Origin of the sequence: Actinomycetospora aeridis (assembly GCF_037400275.1) — a bacterium.
Lineage (GTDB): Bacteria > Actinomycetota > Actinomycetes > Mycobacteriales > Pseudonocardiaceae > Actinomycetospora > Actinomycetospora aeridis.
Genome location: NZ_JBBEGL010000010.1, coordinates 12,975 through 31,201, shown reverse-complemented (window position 1 = coordinate 31,201; position 18,227 = coordinate 12,975). Strand labels below are relative to the sequence as shown.

At 73.7% G+C, this 18,227-nt stretch carries 19 protein-coding genes; 9 read left to right on the top strand and 10 right to left on the bottom strand.

What is annotated here, in order from left to right; genetic code table 11:
• Positions 1-76: 76 nt before the first annotated feature.
• Positions 77-529, top strand: coding sequence for a carboxymuconolactone decarboxylase family protein (locus WCD41_RS26715; RefSeq protein ID WP_337718285.1), 453 nt, complete (start codon positions 77-79; stop codon positions 527-529).
• Between the two features lie 52 nt (positions 530-581).
• On the opposite strand, the gene WCD41_RS26710 is transcribed toward WCD41_RS26715, so the two are convergent.
• A complete protein-coding gene (locus WCD41_RS26710) occupies positions 582-1,115 on the bottom strand; it encodes a winged helix-turn-helix transcriptional regulator (protein WP_337718283.1) in 534 nt (177 codons plus the stop codon).
• Between the two features lie 58 nt (positions 1,116-1,173).
• Between WCD41_RS26710 and WCD41_RS26705 the strand changes: the two genes are divergently transcribed.
• Both WCD41_RS26705 and WCD41_RS26700 read left to right on the top strand, forming a co-directional pair.
• Positions 1,174-2,556 (top strand): MFS transporter, encoded by a 1,383-nt coding sequence (locus tag WCD41_RS26705; protein ID WP_337718281.1) that lies wholly within the window; start codon positions 1,174-1,176, stop codon positions 2,554-2,556.
• A 32-nt stretch (positions 2,557-2,588) separates the two neighbouring features.
• Positions 2,589-3,113, top strand: coding sequence for an OsmC family protein (locus WCD41_RS26700; RefSeq protein WP_133825776.1), 525 nt, complete (start codon positions 2,589-2,591; stop codon positions 3,111-3,113).
• Positions 3,114-3,235: 122 nt separating this feature from the next.
• On the opposite strand, the gene WCD41_RS26695 is transcribed toward WCD41_RS26700, so the two are convergent.
• Positions 3,236-4,945, bottom strand: coding sequence for an FAD-binding oxidoreductase (locus WCD41_RS26695; protein ID WP_337718277.1), 1,710 nt, complete (start codon positions 4,943-4,945; stop codon positions 3,236-3,238).
• A 282-nt stretch (positions 4,946-5,227) separates the two neighbouring features.
• Positions 5,228-6,133, bottom strand: coding sequence for a hypothetical protein (locus WCD41_RS26690; RefSeq protein WP_337718275.1), 906 nt, complete (start codon positions 6,131-6,133; stop codon positions 5,228-5,230).
• A gap of 203 nt (positions 6,134-6,336) precedes the next feature.
• Here WCD41_RS26690 and WCD41_RS26685 point away from each other — a divergent pair, with 203 nt between their 5' ends.
• Together WCD41_RS26685 and WCD41_RS26680 are read left to right on the top strand one after the other, a co-directional pair.
• A complete protein-coding gene (locus tag WCD41_RS26685) occupies positions 6,337-6,510 on the top strand; it encodes a hypothetical protein (RefSeq protein WP_337718274.1) in 174 nt (57 codons plus the stop codon).
• A 315-nt stretch (positions 6,511-6,825) separates the two neighbouring features.
• Complete coding sequence (locus WCD41_RS26680) at positions 6,826-8,073, top strand: nitric oxide synthase oxygenase (protein WP_337718272.1); 1,248 nt, start codon at positions 6,826-6,828, stop codon at positions 8,071-8,073.
• 51 nt (positions 8,074-8,124) lie between these two features.
• Here WCD41_RS26680 and mftM read toward each other — a convergent pair whose 3' ends face one another.
• The 4 genes from mftM to mdo form a co-directional block, all read right to left on the bottom strand.
• A complete protein-coding gene (gene mftM / locus WCD41_RS26675) occupies positions 8,125-9,081 on the bottom strand; it encodes a mycofactocin oligosaccharide methyltransferase MftM (protein ID WP_337718270.1) in 957 nt (318 codons plus the stop codon).
• On the bottom strand, positions 9,078-10,622 hold the full coding sequence (locus WCD41_RS26670) for a VWA domain-containing protein (RefSeq protein WP_337718268.1): 1,545 nt from the start codon (positions 10,620-10,622) through the stop codon (positions 9,078-9,080). The genes mftM and WCD41_RS26670 overlap by 4 nt, the downstream gene beginning before the upstream one ends.
• 30 nt (positions 10,623-10,652) lie before the next feature.
• Positions 10,653-11,912 carry an AAA family ATPase gene (locus WCD41_RS26665; protein ID WP_337718266.1) on the bottom strand — a complete coding sequence of 420 codons (1,260 nt, stop codon included), beginning with the start codon at positions 11,910-11,912 and terminating at the stop codon, positions 10,653-10,655.
• A gap of 98 nt (positions 11,913-12,010) precedes the next feature.
• A complete protein-coding gene (gene mdo, locus WCD41_RS26660) occupies positions 12,011-13,303 on the bottom strand; it encodes an NDMA-dependent methanol dehydrogenase (protein ID WP_337718264.1) in 1,293 nt (430 codons plus the stop codon).
• 260 nt (positions 13,304-13,563) lie between these two features.
• Here mdo and WCD41_RS26655 point away from each other — a divergent pair, with 260 nt between their 5' ends.
• A complete protein-coding gene (locus WCD41_RS26655) occupies positions 13,564-14,271 on the top strand; it encodes an SDR family NAD(P)-dependent oxidoreductase (protein WP_337718262.1) in 708 nt (235 codons plus the stop codon).
• A 334-nt stretch (positions 14,272-14,605) separates the two neighbouring features.
• Here WCD41_RS26655 and WCD41_RS26650 read toward each other — a convergent pair whose 3' ends face one another.
• The 3 genes from WCD41_RS26650 to WCD41_RS26640 all read right to left on the bottom strand — a co-directional run bounded on the left by WCD41_RS26650 (position 14,606) and on the right by WCD41_RS26640 (position 16,389).
• Entirely contained in the window at positions 14,606-15,355 is a 750-nt protein-coding gene (locus tag WCD41_RS26650; RefSeq protein WP_337718259.1) for a hypothetical protein, read from the bottom strand.
• 84 nt (positions 15,356-15,439) lie between these two features.
• Positions 15,440-15,805, bottom strand: coding sequence for a GntR family transcriptional regulator (locus WCD41_RS26645; protein WP_337718257.1), 366 nt, complete (start codon positions 15,803-15,805; stop codon positions 15,440-15,442).
• The gene (locus tag WCD41_RS26640; protein WP_337718255.1) at positions 15,802-16,389 is read right to left on the bottom strand and encodes an acyl-CoA-like ligand-binding transcription factor; all 588 of its coding nucleotides are present in this window, start codon (positions 16,387-16,389) and stop codon (positions 15,802-15,804) included. The genes WCD41_RS26645 and WCD41_RS26640 overlap by 4 nt, the downstream gene beginning before the upstream one ends.
• A gap of 144 nt (positions 16,390-16,533) precedes the next feature.
• Between WCD41_RS26640 and mftA the strand changes: the two genes are divergently transcribed.
• Genes mftA through mftC form a run of 3 tightly spaced genes read left to right on the top strand, consistent with a single transcriptional unit; the run spans position 16,534 to position 18,196 of the window.
• On the top strand, positions 16,534-16,626 hold the full coding sequence (gene mftA / locus WCD41_RS26635) for a mycofactocin precursor MftA (RefSeq protein ID WP_337718252.1): 93 nt from the start codon (positions 16,534-16,536) through the stop codon (positions 16,624-16,626).
• 35 nt (positions 16,627-16,661) lie between these two features.
• On the top strand, positions 16,662-16,979 hold the full coding sequence (gene mftB / locus WCD41_RS26630; RefSeq protein WP_337718372.1) for a mycofactocin biosynthesis chaperone MftB: 318 nt from the start codon (positions 16,662-16,664) through the stop codon (positions 16,977-16,979).
• On the top strand, positions 16,976-18,196 hold the full coding sequence (gene mftC / locus WCD41_RS26625; RefSeq protein ID WP_337718251.1) for a mycofactocin radical SAM maturase: 1,221 nt from the start codon (positions 16,976-16,978) through the stop codon (positions 18,194-18,196). The genes mftB and mftC overlap by 4 nt, the downstream gene beginning before the upstream one ends.
• The last annotated feature ends 31 nt before the right edge of the window (positions 18,197-18,227 follow it).

Below are 18,227 nucleotides of genomic sequence, written 5' to 3'. Positions count from 1 at the left end.
CATCCCTGCGTCCTCGGGGGTCTCTCCCATAGACCGGCGCGGACCGGTCGATGTGACCACGGACGAGGAGATTGTCATGGCCGGACGACTCGAGCACTTCACCCGCGCGCTGCCCGGCTTCGGCGAGGCCGTCGGATCGATGATCGGCACCATCCGGGCCACCGGCCTGTCGGACGGCATCCGCGAGCTCGTGCACCTGCGGGTCAGCCAGATCAACGGGTGCACGTTCTGCGTGGACTCGGGCACGAAGACGATGCGCAAGAACGGCGAGTCCGAGGACCGGCTCGCCATGCTCGTCGTGTGGCGCGAGGCCCCGGGCTTCACCGACGCCGAGCGGGCCGCGCTCGGGCTGGCGGAGGCGGCGACGCGGATCAGCGACCGCCCCGAGGCCGTGTCCGACGAGGTCTGGGCCGAGGCGGCGCGGCACTTCGACGAGACCGCGCTGGCCGGGCTCGTCGCCCAGATCGCCCTGACGAACCTGTTCAACCACGCCAACGTCGCCATCCGGCGGCCGGTGGGCGCCTGGTGACATGTGAGCGAACTTCGGTGCCATAGCACCGAAGTTCGCTCACATGGGCCGTTCAGGGCAGCGGCGTGAGCAGCCGGTGGGGACGGCGCAGGGCGACGCTGACGGCGTCGTCGCGCCGGGGGCGGTCGGTCGCGTCGGGGTCGGTCACCCGCGTCTCCAGCGCGGCCGGCCCGGGCGACGTCCCGCACGCCGGGCACACGGCGCCGGCGGCGAGGTCGGCCCCGCCCGCCGGGCAGTCGGCGTGGCGGAACCGGCGCCGCCGCCCACCCGCCCCCGCGTGGTGCCGCTCGCCCCACCACAGCAGCGAGTACAGCGCGGGCCACAGCTCGAGCCCGGCGTCGGTGAGGACGTACTCGTCGCGGCCGGTCGTGTAGGGACGCCGTGCGAGGACACCGGCGTCGACGAGCGTCGCCAGCCGGTCGGACAGCACCGCGCGGGGGATGTCGAGGTGGGCGCGCAGGTCGGCGAAGCGGCGGACGCCGAAGAAGCAGTCGCGCAGCACGAGCATCGTCCAGCGCTCGCCGACGACCTCGAGGGCGCGCGCGAGCGCACAGTCCTGACGGTCGTAGCTCTGCCCCAGCGGCACGGTGACCAGCCTAGCAGTTCGGTTCAATGAACGAACCGAACCTGCTACCGTCCGCCGCGTGAGCTCGCCCCGCGCCACCCTCGCCGTCGCCGGCACCGCCACGTTCCTCGCGCTCGTGGTCTTCACGACACCGCTGGCGACGCTGCCCTCGACGGCGACCGCGCTCGGCGCCGGCCCCGAGGCCCAGGCCTGGATCCTCAGCTCGATGAGCATCGGGCTCGGCGTCGCGCTGCTCTCGGTCGGCGCGCTGGGCGACGACCTCGGGCGCCGCCGGGTCCTCGTGCTCGGCGCGGCGGTCCTGGCGGCGGCGTCCGTGCTCAGCGCCCTCGCCCCCAACGCCCTCGTGCTGGTGGTCGCCCGCATCCTGCAGGGGCTCGGCGCGGCGGCGCTGGTCGCGTGCAGCCAGGGGTTGCTCGGCCACGCGTTCCCGGCCGGCACCCCGGAGGCCCGGACCGCCAGCAGCGTCTGGGGCGCGAGCCTCGGCGCCGGCATCGCCGCCGGGCCCTTTCTCTCCTCGGGCCTCGACCGCGTCGTCGGCTGGACCGGCGCCTACTGGGCGGCCGCGGCCGGCGCCGTCGTGCTCGCGGTCGTCACCCACCGCCTCGTGCCCGAGTCCCGCGCCGCCGAGCCGCGGCCGATCGACCTGCCCGGCGTCCTGGTGCTCGCCGCCGGGCTCGCCGCCCTGCTCGCCGGCCTCGTCGAGGGACGCGCCGGCTTCACCCGGCCCGGCGTGCTCGCGCTGCTGGCCGCCGGCGTCCTGCTCCTCGCCCTGTTCGTCGTCCTCGAGCGCCGGCGCGCCGCCCCGATGCTCGACATGGCGCTGTTCGGCTCGCCCGCGTTCGTCGCCGCGACGGTGGGGGCGCTCGCCACCGGCATGGGGATCATCTCGACGACGTCGTTCCTGCCCACCGTCGTCGAGCGCGGCCTGGGCAGCACCGCACTGGTCGGTGCGCTCCTGCTGCTCGCGTGGTCGGGCACGAGCGTGGTGACGGCGCTGCTCGCCCGGCGCCTGCCCGCCGCGTGGTCCGGGCGGCTGCTGCTCGCCGGCGGGCTGCTGGTCGTCGCGTGCGGGCAGCTGCTGCTCCTCGGGCTCGCGCCGGACGACGGTCCGCTCTCGCTGGTGCCCGCCCTCGTGATCGCCGGCGCCGCGAGCGGGATCGTCAACTCGGCGCTGGGCCGCGAGGCGGTGGCGAGCGTGCCGCCGGGACGCGGCGCGATGGGCGGCGGCGCCAACAACACCGCGCGCTACGTCGGTTCGGCGATCGGCACGACCGTCATCGCCGTGGTCGCGACCCGCCCCTCGCTCGGCGGTGGACCGGCGGGTCTCGTCGCGGGGTGGAACGACGCGCTGCCGCTGCTGATCGGGTTCTCGCTGCTCGGCGCGGTCGCGGTCGCGGCCTGCCGACCCCGACGGGTCCGCACGCCCGTGACGACCGGGTGACGCAGCGCCACGTCCGGGGGAGGATCAGGGGTATGGACAAGTCGAAGCTCGCCGAGACCCAGGGCCCGCTCAAGTCGCAGTACAAGGAGGACCCCGAGTCGGCCGTCGTCACGCTGAAGGCCGACGGCGACGTCGACGGTTCCGGCATCGCGTGCCGGGTGCAGACCTCGCAGGCGCTCGTCGAGGCCGGCCTGCACCCCGCGACCGGGGGTGACGGCACCCAGCTGTGCTCGGGCGACATGCTCCTCGAGGCCCTCGTCGCCTGCGCGGGCGTCACCCTGCGGGCCGTGTCGACGTCGATGGGCGTCGAGATCCGCGGCGGCAACGTGCACGCCGAGGGCGACCTCGACTTCCGCGGCACCCTGGGTGTCGCCAAGGACGCGCCGGTCGGGTTCCGCGAGGTCCGGCTGCGCTTCGACCTGGACACCGACGCCGACGCCGACACCCTCGCCACCCTGCACAAGCTCACCGAGCGGTACTGCGTCGTCTTCCAGACGCTGGCCAAGCCGCCGGAGCTCTCGGTCGAGATGACGCCGCGCCAGGCCGCCACCGCCTGATCCCGCACGACGAAGGCGCCGCTCACGACTCGTGAGCGGCGCCTTCGTGTGTGATCAACGGGGAGTTTCGGACGCCTAGAAGCAGCGAGATACCCGTTCGCTGCGAGCAGCCGGTCCGCGCCTCAGTCCGTGTGGTACGGGTCGTAGTGGATGTTGAGGAACGGCGTGCCCGCGTCGAGCAGGGCGTTCACCGTCGCCCGCACCATCGGCGGGGAGCCGCTGACGGTGATCTCCCGGTCCGCCCAGGCGCCGTAGCGCGCGACGACCTCGCCGACCGTGCCCGTCTCGGCCCCGTGCTGGCGGCCGTCGTCCTCGACCACCGGGATGACCGACAGCCAGGGGTTCTCCTGCGCGCTGCGCCGGAGGGCCTCGATGTCGTAGAGGTCCGCCCACGTCCGGCCGCCGACGAACAGCGCCACCTTGCGGTCGGTGCCCTCGACGATCAGCTGCTCGATGATCGAGCGGGCCGGCGCGAGGCCGGTGCCGCCGGCGACCATGAGCAGGTCGGAGCGCGAGCGCGGGTCGAGCGTCATCTGACCCATGGGCGGGCCGATGCGCCACACGTCGCCGACACGGGCGTGCGACACGATCGCCCGGCTGACCCAGCCGCCCGGCACGGTGCGGACGTGGAACTCGAGCACGCAGTCCGGGCCGGGCGCGTTCGCCGGCGACATCGAGCGCCACATGCGCGGACGCTGCGGGGTCTCGACGCTGACGTACTGCCCGGCGACGTAGGGCACGGGCTGGCTGGTCTGCACCCGGACCACCGCGAGGTCCTGGGAGATCCGGCGGTGCTCCATGACGCGGCCCATCCAGACCGCCGGGCCGCGCTCGGCGTCGGCGGCCTCGCGCATGATCTGCGCGACGAGCTCGTACGCGCCGGTCCAGGCCTCCTCGAGCTCGCGCGTCCACACGCCCGGGCCCGCGGTCTCGCGGATGGCGCCGAGGAGCGCCTCGCCCACCTTGTCGTAGTGCTCGCCGATGACCCCGAACTTGCGGTGGTCACGCCCGAGCTGGCGCAGGAAGACCGAGAGCTCGTCGGGCCGGTCGACCATCTGCACCACGTGGACGAGAGCCCGCAGCAGCCGGGTGCGCTGCAGCTCCATCGTCACCGGGAACAGGTCGCGCGTCTCCGGCGCGATGCGGAACAGCCACCCGTAGAAGAGGCTGCCGAGCTCGTCGCTGCGGTGCGCCACCGCCGCCCAGCTGGAGCGGATCAACGACACCATCTGGTTGACGTCGTTGGACGACGACGCCTCCCGCGGCGCGGGGAGCCCGACGCCCTCGGGCGTCCAGCCGCCCGTGATGGTGGACGGCTCCGGCTGCGGCGGTGGGGGAGGCGGGGGTGCCGTCGGGATGGGGCCGAACGGACCGGAGCCCGTCGACGAGCCCGCGTGCCGGCCGCCGTTGAAGGGCGGCGGCGGCGCGGCCGCCGGGGCGGAGCCCGGGTAGGGGGACCGCGTGCCGGACGGCGGGCCGTGCGGCGGCCCGGGCGGGTAGGTCATCGAGCTTCCCTCGGACGCGGAGCGGTAGGAACCCGTGCGGTCGTGCCCGGGTGCGGACGGCGCGGACGAGCGGTGCGGGCCGTCACGGTGATCATCGGCGATGTCGAAGACCGAGCTGTCGGACTCGTCGGGGCCTCCCGGACGTCCGGGGTCGACCGGGCGGGAGAGCGGCCCGGACGACGTCTCGTAGCCGTCGAGCTCGGAGCGGTTGCCGTACCAGGCATCGGCGGTGCGGGCGTCCTCACGATCGGGGTGGGCGGCGCCTGCCGGGCGGGACCGGCCGAGCGGTCCCCCGGCCAGGGAGCGGTCGTCCCTCGCTGCGGTCACGTCTGGTCGACTCCTCGTCCCGAATGACTGGTCTCCCCCGGCGTCGCGCCACCCTAGCGGTTGTCCTCGACCTGCGAACGCTACTCCGGGTCGCCCCCGCCACCGCTCTGACGTGTGTCCGTGCGGTCAGCGTAAGGCCACGCCCGGTGAGCGGGGCCTGAGGACCCCCGCATCGGGTGACAGGGCCGAACGGCCGCGTCATCCGTCGTCGGACAGCGACCGTTCCCCGTGTTCGATCACCGGGCCGCCCGCGACCGCGCGCGGCCTGTCGCCGGGCGGGCGCTACTCGGCGGTGGTGGCCCCGCCGTCCAGGGGTGACGGCGAGGTCTCCGCGGTGTCCTCGTCGAGGTCCCCGAGCCCACGGTTCCCGACCGCGGCGCCGCCGGGCACCCCGCTGCCCGCCCCGTTCGCGCCGCCGGCCCCGTCGGCCCGGGGGGTGGGGCTCGCGGGAGTCGTCGACCGCGGGGTCCGCGACGACGTCGTCGTCGGGCGTTCGGTCGTGGTGGACCTCGTCGCCGTCGCGCGGGGACGTGAGGTCGGCGTCGTGGCCCGCGGCGGGGCGGCCGGCTGCGGCGCCCGGCGCGCGGACGCGGCCGCGGAGGAGGGCTCGGCGGTCCGGGTGCCGGCGTCGGGCTCGAGGGCCTCGACGACGCCCGTGTCGACGGTCGGGACCGTGTCGACGGGCCCCTCGCCGGTCTCCGGCACGGGGGTCTGCTCCGCCGGGATGGCCGGGGCGTCCGGCAGGGCGATCTGGGCGCCGGTGCGCTGGGCGTCGAGCCCCAGCGCGATCCCGACCCCGCCGACGGCCACCGCCGCCATGACGGCCGCGGCCGCCGGCAGGGACGAGAGGCCGCGACGGCTGCGCGCCGCGGGCGTCGCGCGGGAGAGCATCCGGGCCATCTCGTCCGCCCGGGCCCGCATGTGCCGCGACGGGCGCGGGCGCCGGCGGGACGGCCCGTCCGGCCCGCCCCCCGACCCGGACCCGGCGGCCACCACCTCGTCGACGTCCGGGCGACCCGGCGCGGCGATGTCGGCGATCGCCGGCACCTCGGGGACGGCGGGGACGGGTCCGTGCGGGGTGACGACGGGCAGGACCGTGGTCGCGCGCTCGTCGGCGGGCGGGCCGGACGCGTCCCGGCCACCCGTGCCGTTCGGCTCGCGGCCCGCGGGCCCCGGGGCTCGCGTCACGGTGCACCTCCCGGCCCCGCAGGCGCCGTCCCCGACGACGTCACGCGCTGTATACGAGGCCATCACACGTTGTCGACCGGACAGCGTGCCAGACGCGATCGACCGGCGTCGGACGACCCGTGCGCTGCGGCGATCCGGGAGGGTCTCCGGAAGGGGCCGGTGTGTGCGAATCGTGGTCGGAGCACCCTCTACAGTGATCCCGCGTGGAGCCGTCCCAGGGCATCGGCACGCGCGCGGGGCCGTCGACGGCACGCCGCGTGGCGGTCGTCGCGGCGACGTCCTCGTTCGTGGTCATCCCGCTCGCGACCGCGTCCACGGCCCTCCTGCAGCTGCGCCGAACAGCCCATCACGGTTCGGACGTTCTCCGGCGGGATTGATCCGAACAGCGAGATCCGTTCCGGGTTCCGGGGCGGCAGAGTGACCGGCGGCCGCGTGGGGACGGCTCGAGACACGGAGGTGGCATGACGCGCGGCGTGGCGACCGAGCTCGTCGACACCGGGGACCCGACGTCCCCGTCCCCGCAGTCCCGGGACGTCCGACCCCGGCCCGCGGTCGTCGGCACCGGGACCCCGGCACCGCCCGTGCCGACGGCGCACCCCCGTCCCGCGTCCCCGCCGCATCCCGTCGGCCCTCCCGAGGGAGGACACGGAGCCGGGACGGCTCGGCCGTTCGGCGCCACAGCTGCCCCGCACGTGGCGCCCCCGCCGGACGCCGGCACGGTCGACGCCGGGTCCGGGGCGCTCCCGCGGGTCCCGGCCGCCCGCACGGCGCCCCCGGCGAGTGCCCCTGGCCCCGCCCCCGTCACGCCGACGCGCCACGTCGCCGTCGACCCGGCGGAGGCCGAAGAGTTCGTGCGGCTCTTCCACACCGAGAACCCGGGTGCGGGTCCCGTCGAGCCGCGCGTCGCCGCGGTCCGCGAGGAGATCGCCCGGACCGGCACCTACGTGCACACGGGCGCCGAGCTGGAGTTCGGCGCTCGCGTCGCGTGGCGCAGCTCCGCACGCTGCATCGGGCGCCTCTACTGGCGCAGCCTGCACCTGCGCGACCGCCGGCACGTCACCGAGCCCGACGAGGTCGCGGCCGAGTGCGTCGGGCACCTGCGCGAGGCCACGCGCAAAGGCCGCATCCGCTCGACGATCACGGTGTTCGCGCCGGACGGCCCATCGGGGCGCGGACCGCGGATCTGGAACGAGCAGCTCATCCGCTACGCCGGCTACCGCGCCGGCGGGCGGGTGCTCGGCGACCCGCGCACCGCGGGCTTCACCGACACCGCCCGCACCCTGGGCTGGACGCCGCCGAGCCCGATGGGGCGCTTCGACGTCCTGCCGCTCGTCCTCAGCGGCGGGGGCGAGCACGTCAAGGACGGCCCGCAGGTCCACGAGATCCCGGCCGACGCCGTCCTCGAGGTGCCGCTGACCCACCCCGACCACGCCTGGTTCGCCGACCTGGACCTGCGCTGGCACGCGCTGCCGGTGATCAGCAACATGCGCCTGGACATCGGCGGGATCTCCTACCCCGCGGCTCCGTTCAACGGCTGGTACATGGCCACCGAGATCGCGGCCCGCAACCTCGCCGACGCGGATCGCTACGACATGCTCGCCGAGGTCGCCGAGGCGATGGGCCTCGACACCTCGAGCGACCGCACGCTGTGGCGCGACCGCGCCGCGGTCGAGCTCACCGCGGCCGTGCAGCACTCGTTCGACGAGGCCGGCGTCTCCCTCGCCGACCACCACGGCGAGTCCCGCCGCTTCCTGCGCTTCGTGGAGAAGGAGGAGGCCGCGGGGCGGAAGTGCCCGGTGGACTGGAGCTGGATCGTCCCGCCGATCTCCGGCGGCCTCACCCCGGTGTTCCACCGGTACTACGACGAGCCGACCGACACCGGGCCGATGTTCCGCCTCGACGACCAGGCCGTGGCCCGGGCGGGCGGCTGCCCGGTCTAGGTGCGCTGCGCGCACGTGAGCAGAAAACAGTGCTCGAGCACTGATTTCTGCTCACATGGCGCAGCCACCCACGTCGACGACCAGCCAGCCGCCGTGGTCGTCGGCGACGGTGAAGGGGCGCCCGGAGCGCGCGCCGAGAGCGTGCAGGGCGGCGTGGTCGAAGGTCCTCAGGTGCCCGTACACGGGCTCGGGGACGTCCTCGTAGGGCACGGCGACGACCACGCGCCGGCGGGCCACGCGCAGCATCTCGTCGAGCACCGCGACGGTGTCGCGGGCGGGCAGGTGCTCGAGCAGGTGCACGGCGGTGACCGTGTCCACCGAGCGCGCGGCGGCCGGGAGGGCCCGGGCGTCGGCGACGACGGGGCGCACGGCCTCCCCGCGGCGGCGCGCGACGGCGCCGAGCAGGCCCATGGTGCCCGCGGTGTGGTCGGTCGCGACGACGTCGAGACCCTCCTGGGCCAGGCGCAGCGGCAGGAATCCGAAGCACGAGCCGACGTCGAGCACGGTGCGCCCGCGGATCTCCGCGAGCGCCCGCTCGTGCACCGGGGCGAAGGCGGCCAGCGACGACTCGGGGGCCGCGCCCGGGTCGACCACGTCCCGCGGGTCGCGCAGCACCGCGAGGCTGTTGGCGTAGAACGTCGACCACGCCGTGAGCGGGTCGCTGATCGTCGACCGCACGATCCCCGTGAAGATCCGCTCGAAGTCGCCCGCCGAGGTGACGATGCCGGCGAGCTCGCCCGCGAGCAGGCCGGCGATGTCGTCGTCGAGCTCGTCCGGGCGCAGCCGGTGCAGCACGAGGAGGCGCTCGCCGGGGCGGTGCACCTCGAAGTGCTCGGTGACGCGCTCGGGCGGGCGCGCGGCGACCAGCCGCACGGGCACCGGGGCACGGTCGACGTGGCACACGACGACGTGCTCGTCCTCCCAGCGCCCCGGGTGCGCCGCGCCCAGCGGGTCGATGCGCACGGTGCCCGTCGCCCCGGAGGACACGGGGTCGGCCAGCCCGGTCACCGCCCGATCATCTCGGCCGCCATGTCGTGGCTGACCTCGGAGAGCCCGGTGAGGTCGCGGACGACGCGGATGCGGTCGACGAACTCCGCGTAGCGGGGCAGGTCGCACGCTCCGAGGCCCCACGAGTAGCGCGGCTCCGGGGTCAGCCAGATCGTCTCGCGCGCCCGGCGGGTGATCTCGGCGAACGCCTCCATGTTCGCGTCGTTCCCGTTGCCCCGGCCGTCGCCCAGGACGATCACCGTCGAGCGCCGGTTCACCGCCGAACCGTGGTCGTCGAGGAACGTGCCGAACGCGGTCCCGTAGTCGGAGTTCGCGTCGACGTCGATCAGGTCGCCACCGAAGATCAGCCCGAGGGCGTCCTCGACGGTGTGGTCGGCGAACAGGTCGGTGACCTCCATGAGGTCGGAGACGAACGCGAACGAGCGCACCTGCCCGAACATGTCCTGCAGGCCGTGCACCAGGTGCAGGGTGAACCGGGCGGTGGCGCGCACCGACAGCGACACGTCGGCGAGGATCACCAGACGCGGCTTGTCCTCCGTGCGCTCGACGGTGACCGGCCGGAACGGGACACCGTCGAAGCGCATGTTGCGGCGCATGGTGCGCCCCGGGTCGATGCGCCCACGGGGCGATTCGCGGCGCTTGTGCGTCAGCGCCCCGTGCAGGGTCTTGGCCAGCCGGCGCAGGGAGTCCTCGAGCTGCTGGCGCTCGTGCTCCTGGGCCCGGTCGACCTCCGCCTTGTGCGCCTCCTCATCGGCGTGCCCGCCGTCGACGATCCGCTGCTCGATCTCCATCAGCCGCTCGAGGTGGCGCTTGATCGCCTCGGGCAGGTTCTCGAGCATCCCGGCGAGCCGGCGCCGCAGCGCCATCGCGTCGGTCTCGTCACCCTCGTCGGAGATACCGTCCTCGACGCCCTGCAGCCAGCCCAGCAGGGCCTCCTGCTGGGCGACGTTGAGGTCCGCGTCGACCTTCGTCCCGGAGTCGGTCGCGATGTCGCCGGGCAGCCCGCCGCCGTGCAGGCGGTCGGTCTCGATCTGGACCTTCTCCTGCGTGCCGGTCTGGTCGGTGGCCCCGTCCTTGGAGAAGACGATCTCGTCGGTCATCGCCGCGAGGTCGATCTTGTTGGCCTCCTGGTGCAGGTTGTACTGCTGGGCCATGTCCTCGGGGTCGAAGAACTCCTTGATGTCGACGGGCGCGCCGTGGTCGTGACCCTGCTCGGGGGTCTCGCTCGGCTCGTCGGAGAGCGTGAAGTTCTCCAGGGAGCCGTCGTCGGAGAGGTCCTCGTGGCCGTGCCCGTGGCCGTGGCCCCGGTCCTCGGCGCCGATCCGCACCAGGGCGAAGAACGCGTCGAAGATCTCGTCGTAGGTGTCCTCGTCGCGGATGTCCTTGACCAGCGACACGCGCAGCGCGGCCTTGAGCGTCTCGCGGTCCGCGAGCACGCCGGGCTCCCGCGCGCAGCGCATGGCGTCGAGGACCTCCGAGGTGGAGATCCGGACCTGCCGGATGCGGAGCAGCCGGACGAAGCGGTGGATGCTGGCCTCCATCGAGGCCCTCCTCTCGAGCGTCCGGGCGGGCTAGAGCGCGCGACGCCTGCCGAGGCCCGCGCCGAAGGACCGGGAGCCCTGACCCGAGCTCACCGGCCGCTTCTTCGGGGGCTCGAGCTCGCCGCTGCGGGCCTTCTCCTTCTGCTCCACCCCGGCGGCGTAGTGGCCGACGTGGCGGCCCTCCTCGTCCTTCGCGGCGCGCACGGACCGGCCGTCGGGGCCGTCGTCCTCGTCGTCGGTGACCCGACGCGACGTCGCCGGCGCCGGTCCGGACGAGTGCCCGTTGTCCCCGTGCCCGTGCCCGTGGCCATGACCGTGGCCGTGCCCGTGCGCGTCGTCGATCTCGGCGTTGGGGTCGACGAGCTTCGGCAGTGCGCCGAGGGCCTTGGTGACGTCCTTGTCGTACTTGACGACCACCGACACCGTGTCGGAGAGCACCGAGCTGTTCAGCTCGTCGACGCCCAGCACGGCGAGCGTGCGGGCCCAGTCGATGGTCTCGGAGATGCTCGGCGCCTTGCGCAGCTCGAGCTCGCGCAGGCCGCGGACGACCTCGACCAGCTCGCGCGCGGTGGCCTCGGGCAGCCCGGTCTCCTTCGACCGGACGATCTCCAGCTCGCGCTCGGCGGTGGGGTAGTCGAGGAAGAGGTGCAGGCAGCGGCGCTTGAGCGCGGCGGCCAGGTCGCGAGTGTTGTTGCTGGTCAGGATGACGTACGGCGCGTTCTCGGCGACGAACGTGCCGACCTCGGGCACCGAGATCTGGAACTCGCCGAGGGTCTCCAGCAGCACGGCCTCGAGCGCCTCGTCGGCGCGGTCGACCTCGTCGATCAGCAGCACGACCGGCTCGTCGGAGCGGATGGCCTCCATCAGCGGCCGCTCGGCGAGGAACTCCTCGGAGAAGAAGACGCTGTCCTGCGCGGCGATGCGCTCGACCGACGTCCTGATGTCGGGCGCGTCCTGGACGATCTCGGCGATCTTCTCGCGCAGCATCTGGGTGTAGAGCAGCTGCTTGCCGTAGTCCCACTCGTAGAGGGCCTTGGTCTCGTCCTGGCCCTCGTAGCACTGCAGGCGCAGGAAGCGTCGGCCCGTCGCGAGCGCCAGCATCTTGGCGAGCTCGGTCTTGCCGACACCCGCGGGACCCTCCAGCAGCAGCGGCTTCTCGAGCCTCGTCAGCAGGAAGACCGTCGTGGCCAGCCGCCGGTCGGCGATGTAGCCCTGCTCCGCGAGCGCGTCGACGACCTCGTCGACCGACGCGAAGGGAGAGGAGGCGGGCTGCTCGGTCGTGCTGGTCACGCGGGTTCCTTCCTACAGATGACGGATCGAGGGGAACACACCGGTGCCCGGTGGGCCAGCGGGAGACGCCGACCTCACCGGGCACCGGTGCAGGGCGATCAGCTGAGCAGGTCGTCCAGGTCGCCGTTGAGGCAGTGGTCGACCACGGGGCGCACCGTCGTGAAGGTGCACTCCTTGGGGTTGCCCGGGGTGCAGGCGTCACCGAGGACGTGGTTGGTGATGCGGTCCACGTCGGCGTCGTTACCCGTGATCGTCTTCTCGTTCTCGTAGAACTTCGTCGGGCCCTGGCCGAGACGGTTCTTCGAGTACGAGTCCTGGGTGACGTCGGTGAACTTCTCCGGGATGCCCACGTCGCGCAGCAGCCGGATGGCGGCCGCGAGCGCGGCCTCCGCGGCCTGCACGTCGGTCATGTGCGTGGTGTCCACGCCCATGGCCTCGGCGATGCGCGCGAAGCGCTTGTAGGCGACCGGCATGTTGAACGCCCACACGCGGGGGAGCGCGACGGCGTTGTTCAGGCCGTGGTGGGTGTCGTAGAAGGCCGACACCGCGTGCGAGATCGAGTGGATGATCCCGAGGCCACCGGAGTTGAACGCCTGGGCGGCGATGTACTGCGCGTACATCATGCCCTGGCGGCCGGGGAGGTCCTGGCCGTTCCAGACCGCCTCGCGGAGGTTCTGGGCGGTGAGCTCGATGGCGCGGATCGCGTTGCCGAGGCTCGGCTCGAAGTTGAGGCGCGAGACGTAGGGCTCGGAGGCGTGCGCGAGGACGTCGAACCCGCACTGGGCGGTGAAGTCGATCGGGCAGTCGTAGTAGAGCACCGGGTCGTCGATCGCCAGGCTCGTCACCGAGGCGTCGTCGAACGCGACGTACTTGTGCGGGTTGTTCGGGTCCGTGGTCGTGTCGGTGATGACGTACGCCCACGAGGTCTCCGAGCCGGTGCCGGCCGTCGTGGAGACCGCGATGTGCGGCGGGTTCTTCGGGTTCTCGGACTGGTTGAAGCCCTCGAACTCGTTGACGTTGCGGCCGTCGTGCGCGACCGAGACGCGGGCGCCCTTGCAGGCGTCGTGGGAGGAGCCGCCGCCGATGGAGACGAAGCTGTCGCAGTTGTTCTCCTGGTACAGCTTCACCGAGTCCATGACGTTGTAGTCCTTGGGGTTGGACTCAACCTGGTCGTAGATCACGGTCTCGATGCCGTGCCACTTCATGGACTCCGAGATCTTGTGGACGATGTCCGTCCCGCGCAGACCCGAGGTCATGATCAGCGTCTTCTTGAAGCCCATCTTGAGGGCCTCGGGGCCGATCAGCTCGTGCGAGCCCGGCCCGAGCAGCGCCCGAGGGAAGGGGTGGAACTCCTTGATCGGGAACGGCTTGAGCAGCTCGTCAACCTGCATGCTGGTCCTCTCGTCGGGGTCGGTCCTCGGGGCCGTCCGCGGACGGCGGGCCCCTCGTGATCCGGCGCGACGCTAGGGGTGGCCCGGGTCACCGGAACAGAGGCACGCGGTGATCCCGACCACGGCGACGGTGCCCGGCCTACACCTTCGGACAGGTTCCGAGCCTGCCCGATGCGCGGCGTTGTGGGCGACGAGTTGTTGCCATTCTTACGCGATAAGCGGGCCGGGTGGAAGGGGGCGCGGCGGGGAACCTCGGTCCGGTGACGGAGGACCTCACCGGGCGCACCGCGCTCGTCACCGGGGCGAGCCGTGGCCTCGGACGCGCGATCGCCGCGGGACTCGCCGGCGCCGGGGCGACGGTGATCGGCCTGGCGCGCGACGGCGACGCCCTGGGTGAGGCGGTGGCTTCGTTCGGCGGCCAGGGCCTGGTCCACGACCTCGCCGACGTCGACGGCATCGCCGCCCGCGTCGAGGGGCTCGAGGTCGACGTGCTGGTCAACGCCGCGGCGATCATGAGCGCGCGCCGCTCGACGACGCTCGACGCGTCGCTGTCGCAGTGGCGCGACGTGCGCGCCGTCGACCTCGACGCGCCCTTCGCGCTGATCTCCGCGCTCGTGCCGGGGATGGCGCGGCGGCGGTGGGGGCGCGTCGTCAACGTCAGCGCCTGTCTCGGGCGCATGTCCGGGCCGGGGACCGCCGGCGGGCTCGCGCCCTACCGCGTCGCCAAGGCGGGGCTCAACGCCCTGACCCGCAACCTCGCCCACGAGCTCGCCCTCGGCCGGCGCGGCGTGCTCGTCGACGCGACCTGTCCGGGCCACTGCCGCACCGACATGGGCGGGCCCGACGCGCCCCGCTCGGTCGAGCAGGGTGCGGACACGGCGCTGTGGCTGGCTCGTCGCGCGTCGACGCCGTCCGACCCGGCGCCGACCGGGCGGCTGTGGGAGGACCGGGCCGAGGTGCCCTGGTAGGCGCGAGGCCGCGGGTCGGGGTGGGGGAGCGAGGGAGCCCCTGGGTACGTGGGAGGCAGCGAGGGACTCCCTCGCTCGCGCCGGGGTTCGGCTCGCGCGGGGCCCGGATGATCACCAGGCTGTCACGAGCGCGACGGTGATCGACAACGCCCGTGGGAGCCTGCTGATCACGGGCGGCCGGGCGAGGGCCGCTCCGAGCCGAGAAGATCACGAGGGCGGGGGGACCCGGGAGGGACCGCGAGCGTTCCCGAGCTGCTCCTGATCTCCGTGGCTCCGCACGACGGGACCTCGTGCCTCGCGCCGTCGGGCATGACCAGCCGGTCACCGCATCTGATCAACGTCCGGGGCCGGCGCTCCACTCCCGGGAGGCGTCGGCGTCCTCGTCGCCGGCGGGGTGGGGAACGAGGCGCACCTCGCCGTCCGGTGCTGTCGCCAGGGCCAGCCCCGGGGCGCCGCCCAGCAGCAGCCCGGCGACGAGGCGACACCACGCGCCCCAGGCGTGGGCCCGCGGGTCGCCGCCCAGCGCTTCGAACTCCTCCTCCTGGTCCTCGAGGTAGGCCCGACACCGGTCGGGCGGCAGGTCGATGGTCCGGGCACCGATGCGGATCGCGGCCCGGTCCGGGGCTGCCTCGGTGTCGAAGCCCTGCTCGCGGAGATGGCGGGCGAGGGCCTCGAGCTCGGAGGCGTAGACGGCCGGGTCGTCGTGCGGGCCGTCGACGCTCGGGGGCGCGTCGGGGTCGTCGGTGCGCTCCTCGACCAGGCGAGGGGTGCCGTCGTCGAGCACGAGCGAGACGCGACGGACCCGGTTGACGCCGCCTCCGTGGTCGGCGGTCAGCTGATCGGCGAGGTGGACCGCGACGAGACCTCGCGCCACGTCGCGCGGATCGTCCTCGAACGGGGCGTAACCCGCCGCGACGTCGTCGAGGTAGGCGCCGAGCAGGTCCTCGGCCAGATCGAGGACCGCGGCCGGCCCCCCGCTCCCGCGCGGCGCCACGGTGGGCGATGCCGTGGTGGCGTCGACGGCGAGACCGTGACCCCGCAGGGCGGCGACCAGGGCGTCGACCTCGGTCCCGTTCGCGCCCACGCCGGCACGCTAGCAATGGCGCTGATGCGGACGGAGCGTGTTGACGTCGCGAAAAGCGTTGCCCTCACGGACGACGGCGGTGGTTCAGGGGTCGGCGAGCGCCGCCCGGGCGAGGTCCAGCGCGCGTTCCCGGGAGACGCCGAGCTCGGTGACGCGGCGGGCGTACTCGGCGGCGAGCTCGCGGGCCGGGTCGGCGGCGGTCTCCGCGCCGACGACGAACGTGCCCAGGCGCCCGCGGGTCTCGACGACGCCGGCGGCCTCGAGCTCGCGGTAGGCGCGGGCGACGGTGCCGGGCGCGAGGTTCAGGTCGCCGGCGAGGCGCCGGACCGCGGGCAGGCGGGTGTGCGGGGCGAGCGCACCCGTGCGCGCGAGCTCGGTGACCCGCGCCCGGAGCTGCTCGTACGGCGGGTCGGTCGATGCGGGATCGAGATCGATGAGGTCGACGCTCACCGCGACGAGAACCCCCGTGACAGGGCGTCGAACGCCTCCTCGACGAGGGCGCCGAGCGCGTCGGCGTCCGCCTCGGGCCGCGCGTGCCAGGCGCTGAAGACCGCTCGCATCGCCGCCACGACCGACCGCCCGAACACCTGCGCGATCAGCGACGCGGCGTCGGTGTCCCAGCGGCGGGCGGCGTCGGCGGCGAGGGTCTGCTCCCAGTCGCGGTAGCGGACCGTCGCGCGCGCCGCGAGCTCGGGGACCTCCTCGATGAGCCCGAGACGCCGGCGCAGGGCGGGCAGCTCGGCGTCGGCGTAGTGGTTGACCGCGAGGAAGGCGGCGCGCGCCGCGGCCACCGGGTCGTCGCCCGGCTCGTCGGCGAGCACCGCGGCGAGGGCGGCCAGCCCGTCGTCGAGCTCGCCGAGCACCACGTCGAGCTTGGTGGGGAAGTACCGGAAGAACGTCCGCCGGCCGACCCCGCCCGCGACGGCGAGCTCGTCCACGGTCGTCTCGTCGAACCCCTGGGACGCGAACAGCTCGAGGGCGACGTTCTCGAGACGCTGGGCGACCGGCACCCGCCGCGCACTCCTCGTCGTCACCACGTGCCCATCCTCTACCACGGGGAGGGGTACGGCGTCCCCGCCGTCCGGAGGGGTGTTTCCCACCCGGAACGAGTCTGGCGGTGGCACCGAGTGCCGCTTAGCGTTCCCCCCGCCCGAGGCACCGGTGGTGAGGAGGACGGTATGGAGATCAAGGACGAGCACGCCGATAGGGAGCTGGTCGAGGAGACCCTCGTCGAAGAGGTCTCGATCGACGGTATGTGCGGCGTCTACTGATGCCCACGACGGCGGCGGGGGCGGGACCGCAGGGCATGCACCGAGGTGCCTCCCCCGCCGGCGTCGACGGTTTCTCGCCCGACGCGCCCTACCGCATCTCCGGTTCGGTGTCGGTGCGCCCGGAGACCTTCGGCGCCCTCGTGTACGACTTCCACACGCGGCGGCTCTCGTTCCTCAAGACCCGGCTCCTCGTCCGGGTCGTGGAGGGGCTCGCCGACCACCCCGACGTCCACGGCGCCCTCGAGGCCGCCGAGGTTCCTGCACACCAGCGGGAGCAGTACCTCAAGGCACTGGCCGGCCTCGCGCAGGCGGGCACGATCCAGCCTCGCTTCCAGGGGGACACCACCACATGAAGCTCGTCGAGCACTTCGTCGAAGGCCTGACCTCCCCGATCTGCCTGACCTGGGAGCTCACCTACGCCTGCAACCTGTCCTGCGTGCACTGCCTGTCCAGCTCCGGACGTCGTGACCCGAACGAGCTCTCCACCGAGGAGTGCAAGGCGGTCATCGACGAGCTGCAGCGCATGCAGGTCTTCTACGTCAACATCGGCGGCGGCGAGCCGACCGTCCGCAGCGACTTCTGGGAGCTGCTGGACTACGCGATCGCCCACGACGTCGGGGTCAAGTTCTCGACCAACGGCGTCAAGCTGGACAAGGCCCGCGCGGCCCAGCTCGCCGCCACGGACTACGTCGACGTCCAGATCTCCCTCGACGGCGCGACGGCCGAGGTCAACGACCACGTCCGCGGGCCCGGCTCGTTCGACACCGCGATCCGCGCGATGGAGAACCTGTACGAGGCCGGCTTCGGCCAGTTCAAGATCAGTGTCGTGGTGACCCGCCACAACGTCGACCAGCTCGACGACTTCAAGGCGATCGCCGACCGCTACGGCGCCCAGCTGCGGATCACCCGCTTCCGTCCCTCCGGCCGCGGTGCCGACTCGTGGGACGAGCTGCACCCGACCCGCGAGCAGCAGCGCCAGCTCTACGACTGGCTCGTCGCGCGCGGCGAGGACGTCCTCACCGGCGACTCGTTCTTCCACCTCTCCGCGTTCGGTGAGGAGCTGCCGGGGCTCAACCTCTGCGGCGCCGGTCGCGTGGTCTGCCTGATCGACCCGGTCGGCGACGTCTATGCCTGCCCGTTCGCCATCCACGACCAGTTCCTCGCCGGCAACGTCCGGTCCGAGGGCGGGTTCAGGACGGTGTGGCAGGAGAGCGAGCTGTTCGCCGAGCTGCGCGGGCCGCAGTCGGGCGGGGCGTGCACCAAGTGCTCGCACTACGACGCCTGCCAGGGCGGCTGCATGGCGGCGAAGTTCTTCACCGGCCTGCCGCTCGACGGGCCCGACCCGGAGTGCGTCCTCGGCAACGGCGAGCGCGAGCTGGCGAAGCTGGAGATGGACACGGTCATCCCCAAGCCGTCGCTCGACCACTCGCACAAGACGACCCGGGGTCCGCGCAAGGACGGCGGGCCGGTGCCGCTGACGCTGTCGGTGCGCCGGCCGGACCGGGCCTGCGACTCCGACCCCCTCGCCGGCGAGGGTACGCGGATGCCGGCCGGGATCCGGGTCAGCTGAATCTCCCCCGGTGCCGCGGGCGATCCTCGCG

Bases quoted from the DNA above. Each gene is read 5' to 3' on its own strand.
- mdo (WP_337718264.1), bottom strand. From the start codon at position 13,303: ATGCAGGTTGACGAGCTGCTCAAGCCGTTCCCGATCAAGGAGTTCCAC.
- WCD41_RS26670 (WP_337718268.1), bottom strand. From the start codon at position 10,622: ATGGAGGCCAGCATCCACCGCTTCGTCCGGCTGCTCCGCATCCGGCAG.
- mftB (WP_337718372.1), top strand. From the start codon at position 16,662: ATGCACCGAGGTGCCTCCCCCGCCGGCGTCGACGGTTTCTCGCCCGAC.
- mftC (WP_337718251.1), top strand. From the start codon at position 16,976: ATGAAGCTCGTCGAGCACTTCGTCGAAGGCCTGACCTCCCCGATCTGC.
- mftA (WP_337718252.1), top strand. From the start codon at position 16,534: ATGGAGATCAAGGACGAGCACGCCGATAGGGAGCTGGTCGAGGAGACC.
- WCD41_RS26700 (WP_133825776.1), top strand. From the start codon at position 2,589: ATGGACAAGTCGAAGCTCGCCGAGACCCAGGGCCCGCTCAAGTCGCAG.
- WCD41_RS26715 (WP_337718285.1), top strand. From the start codon at position 77: ATGGCCGGACGACTCGAGCACTTCACCCGCGCGCTGCCCGGCTTCGGC.